Raw genomic sequence first — 3,955 nt, 5'->3', positions numbered from 1 at the left:
AGGGACTTGCTATTAATTAAAGTACCTGTGGCTTCGACTACGCTCAGCCAACGTTAGCTGAGCGTAGTCGAAGCTAGATAACTTTGGTGGGACATTTTTTATCCGCAAGAGCCTTATAGCATTTCTCAATTTGCCAAGGTATGACAAACAATGAATTGAGCCCAAAGATTGAGTCCAAGAATTCTTAAGAATTCTTAGCGTCTAACCCTTACGCCGCGATACATCACAACATCACCAGCATCAGACTTTTGGTTGTTTTTTGAGTTGTTTTTGGTTTCCGATCTTGATTTTGGCTTACTTTCAGCCTCATCTACATCGCTCGATTCTCTTTCGATCGCCCCAGAACTGCTAGCACCCAAACTTCTAGCAATTTTTTCTAAGGGTTGGGTTATCAACGAACAACCGATTAAGGCGGTAACCCTAGCGACTTCCGCCATTAGATTTTCGGGAGATAAGCGAGGCAAAACATCCGATGCTCCCCGTCGCAAAGCCCAACTATGTTCGATATCTTTTATTTTTTCTTGTCTAGGATTAAACAAAACAACTTTTGTTGGTACTTGTTGCTTACTTAACCATTGACAAACCGATGATGACTGCAATGTTTCTGAGTTAGGACTTTTGATCGCCATATCCATAATGAGAAGGTCAGGTAGCTTTTGGCGATCGAATTTTTCTAGATATACAACTAAGTCTAAGGGGATATTTTCCCAAATTACGTCCAACTGCTGAGTTAACAAAGCTGTTTTCCATAATTCCCCTTGGACTCGATCGGTATGCATCATTAAAACAGCTTTTTTTAGTTCAGCCATAGCTTTACTTAATTCCCCGATGAAAATGGGTCATCAACTTTAAATTTTGATTAAGCTATTAAGTTAACCGATTTAGAATGTTCATTTTGTACCATAGTTAACCAAAGTTAAAATGTATGGATATAGCAAAGTGATATCTATAATAACTGCCGCCAAATGTACTAGGACATAAACCCCAATAATTGACTGGTGGCGCTTTGCGCCGCCAGTCAATTATCTAAATTCCCAAAATGGCATTGCCATTTTGGGAATTTGGATAACGTCGGTACGGGTTAAGCATTATTTTGAACTTTGATCGTTGCCATCCCCTGTTGCCAATCTACGGGACAAACCTCATTTTCGTGGATCTGGGTATGTTGAATTGCTTTGAGAGTACGAAGAGTTTCGTCAATACTGCGACCAAAGGCAAGATTATTAATAGTTGCATGTTGGACGATACCTGATTTGTCGATGATAAATAAACCACGCAAAGCAACGCCTACATCGGGATCGAGAACATTAAAAGATGTCGCGATCGCCTTAGTGAGATCGGAGACTAGCGGACATTTAACATCACCACCAAGTCCACCATCAGCAAGAGGAGTTTGAATCCAAGCTAGGTGGGCGTACTGGCTATCAACGGAAATGCCGATGACCTCCGTATTTAATCGGGCAAACTCCTCATAGCGATCGCTGAAGGCGATCACCTCCGTGGGACAAACAAAAGTAAAGTCAAGGGGATAAAAAAATAAAACTACATATTTATTTTTTTGATAGCTGGAAAGCCTAATCTTCGTAAATTCCTGATCGACTACAGCATCTGCTTCAAAGTCTGGTGCAGGATTGCCAACCCTTAAGAATTCAGCCATAGCTCCTCTCTTTTTTTATCTGGGGCTAGTGGTGGGCGATGTCTCAGGACTAGAAGAGCTAGTTGGATTTGGTGAAGCTGTGGGGCTGGGAGAACTATCAGGATTAGATGAGCCCGTAGGACTCGGTGAAGCTTCGGGACTAGCAGAACTTTCAGGACTTGCCACTGGTGGTTTAGAAACTTTAGGCAAAGGCTTAGTTTGCACGGGAAGAGTTTGGGCAGGCTTCGGCTGGGGTTTGGGGATGGGGATGAAGTATAAAACCGTAGCGGCGATCGCTAAACTCACTACTCCAGCGATCGCGGGTAACGCTTGATTATTTAACTGAGATTGCGATCGATAGTCAGAAATTTGGGTTACTAATTTCAGATCGGGCAAAGTGATCGGATCGCAACATAAACGATCGAGACTCTCCATCAGGTCGAAAAGCTGGATGGTATTTAACTCGATTTGGAGTTGCTTGGGATTATGGGCATCGGCCTCGTTGAGCGATACCGATAGAACGTGGAGATGCTTGCCTCGGGGCTCGATCCGCACCAGTTTCTCAGGAATTGCCACTAAGATATTACTCTTTAGCGCTTGGGCATAGGCTCCTACAACTTTAACTAACGCATTGAGCAGTTCTAATCCACCGACAATTGGCTCAGTGTGATGGTTAAAGCGACAACTAAAGCCAGTCAGAATGGAAATTACATCACTACTGGTGACGATCCCATCGACTAGCAAAGTGCAACTGGGCAAACTATAGCTGCGTTGAATCATTAGGCGATCGCTCCATCAAACAGACTATTCCATAGGCGATATTCGCCCGCAACACCACTACATAGCAATAGGCGCGTTAGCAATTGCAGGGCTAACTCGCGAATTTCTTGTTTATTTAAAGGAGATGGCGATCGCATTCGTCCAATATACAAAGACGTAAAGCGATCGATATAATTTTCTAAAAAACCTTGGTTTTGCTGTAAGCCTAATGCTTCAATTTTACCCTCGCTAATCTGCCAATCGGTGCTCAGTAGCAAGCGCAAACCAGTATCTAACTGTTTGGCGATCGTGCAGACAATCTTTACTAAAGCCTTCAACTCATCCCAACTAAGGCTCGCACGCTGATAATTGCGACGAAGCGGATTCGTATTTCGCAGTCGCCAAAAAGCTACACGACTAGGAATCGTTTTTTCTAAACCTAGCTGCTCGATTAAGACCAGTATGACCTCAACTGCCTCTAAGTCCAGCGCCTCGATCGCTAGAAGCAGATGATCGATATCCATACGGACACTGCGGGGACAACCCCGAACAAAATCCTTAGGAACGTGTAAATCGAGGTTTACAGGAGCAGAAATATTTAACTGCATAATTCGCAGTGAAGTTGAACCTAATAGAGTTTACCCAATTGGCAGTTTACCCAGTTGGAAGGCGTTCAGCTACAAGCAATTTATCTAAGGAACAACAAAGCCCGTAGCTGAGTGCTTCAACCTTAAGCTTGGCGTGAGTAGTACTCAATAACCAGCAGTTCGTTCACTTGCAATGCTACCCATTCACGCTCGACAACGCCATTGACTTTACCAGTCATCTTTGCCTTATCGAATTCTAAATGGCTAGGAATGTTGGACAAGCCTGGGAATTCGAGGTTACGCTCGACGATTTTGCGAGACTTTTCATTATCTTTCACGCTAATTACTTCACCAGGGCGAACGCCATAACTAGGAATAGTTACACTTTTGCCATTGATGGTGATGTGTCCGTGATTTACTAATTGACGCGCAGCAGGAATCGTCGGCGCAAATCCCATGCGGAAAACAGTATTATCTAGACGCATTTCTAGCAGTTGTAGCAATACTAGTCCTGTAGAACCCTTAACTCTTCTGGCTCGGCGCACATAGCGCAGCATTTGAGTTTCAGTAAGACCATAATTAAAACGTAGTTTTTGCTTTTCCTCAAGACGCACAGCATACTCAGAACGCTTTTTGCGATCTTGACCATGCATTCCAGGTGGATAAGCGTGCTTAGGTTGTTTGCGACTTAGACCGGGAAGCTCTCCGAGTCTTCTGACGATTCTGAGGCGCGGACCTCTATAACGGGACATAGCTCCTTCCTTGTTACTGTTGAAAACTTGACAGCCTATCTAGTATATGGCAACTTTGCCAAATTTATTAAACCAATTATTAGGATTTATCGTGACTCCTATCTGTTATAGCTATAGCCAAATAAGTTAAGACATAAAAACCAGAAGAGTGTTGCGGCGCAAAGCGCCGCAACACTCTTCTGGTTTTTGTTTTTGTCCTAACATAACTGGCTACTGCTATA

The 3,955-nt window shown here is 43.5% G+C and carries 5 protein-coding genes; all 5 read right to left on the bottom strand.

Going from position 1 to position 3,955, the window contains the following annotated elements; translation table 11 throughout:
- Positions 1–194: 194 nt before the first annotated feature.
- A complete protein-coding gene (locus AC805_RS07240) occupies positions 195–809 on the bottom strand; it encodes a response regulator (RefSeq protein ID WP_055074795.1) in 615 nt (204 codons plus the stop codon).
- A 272-nt stretch (positions 810–1,081) separates the two neighbouring features.
- Entirely contained in the window at positions 1,082–1,657 is a 576-nt protein-coding gene (locus AC805_RS07235; RefSeq protein ID WP_055074794.1) for a peroxiredoxin, read from the bottom strand.
- A 15-nt stretch (positions 1,658–1,672) separates the two neighbouring features.
- On the bottom strand, positions 1,673–2,416 hold the full coding sequence (locus AC805_RS07230) for a DUF4335 domain-containing protein (protein WP_055074793.1): 744 nt from the start codon (positions 2,414–2,416) through the stop codon (positions 1,673–1,675).
- Positions 2,416–3,003 (bottom strand): DUF3038 domain-containing protein, encoded by a 588-nt coding sequence (locus AC805_RS07225; RefSeq protein WP_055074792.1) that lies wholly within the window; start codon positions 3,001–3,003, stop codon positions 2,416–2,418. The genes AC805_RS07230 and AC805_RS07225 overlap by 1 nt, the downstream gene beginning before the upstream one ends.
- A 122-nt stretch (positions 3,004–3,125) precedes the next feature.
- Complete coding sequence (rpsD, locus tag AC805_RS07220) at positions 3,126–3,734, bottom strand: 30S ribosomal protein S4 (protein ID WP_055074791.1); 609 nt, start codon at positions 3,732–3,734, stop codon at positions 3,126–3,128.
- Between the last annotated feature and the right edge of the window lie 221 nt (positions 3,735–3,955).

The organism is Pseudanabaena sp. 'Roaring Creek' (assembly GCF_001402795.1).
Taxonomy (GTDB): Bacteria; Cyanobacteriota; Cyanobacteriia; order Pseudanabaenales; family Pseudanabaenaceae; genus Pseudanabaena.
This window is presented reverse-complemented; position numbering and strand designations above follow the sequence as displayed.